The sequence below is a fragment of the Neisseria sp. P0021.S007 genome (genome assembly GCF_051956855.1).
Genome location: NZ_JBQCXA010001293.1, coordinates 1 through 504 on the forward strand (window position 1 = coordinate 1; position 504 = coordinate 504).

Here is a 504-nt window from a genome sequence, read left to right on the forward strand (position 1 = left end):
GTGGCAGGTTTCAGACGACCTGCGGCTCGGTATGGCGAAAGTATGCCGTTTTGACGCAGGTGAGGCAAGGACGGCGTCTACCGAGATGTTGTCATGTCTTTGTAAACAATATTTTTTATGGTTAAGGAATCATTTTCCGTTAAGCCTGCCTCTCTTGTTTGCCGAAGGTGGAAAATTGTCCGTTATTATCTTGTAGTTGCAAGTAGCTGCAAACCATTCTCTTGCCATTTGAATTGGAATGATATATATTTTTAAAAAATATTTCATAAAATAACGAAACCCGATGGTTTGTTTTCAACCAGGTTTGGTGGGTTTCCAATCCCACAAACCTTGGCTTCCATCCCGTGTCCGTTTTCAAATCTATCCAATCCACCTTGTTTAAATAAAGGCGGCCGGAAGGTCGTCTGAAACTGTATGAAGGATATTCACATGAGCGAAACACAAGAGCTGACTTTTGCCAAACGGCTGAAAGAGCAAACTACAACTATTCACGATAGCGTGGAC

At 42.5% G+C, this 504-nt stretch carries 1 pseudogene; it reads left to right on the forward strand.

Annotated elements, in window-relative coordinates:
- Window positions 1-429: 429 nt before the first annotated feature.
- A pseudogene (locus tag ACTHUR_RS18805) lies at window positions 430-504 on the forward strand (biliverdin-producing heme oxygenase); the annotation flags it as partial.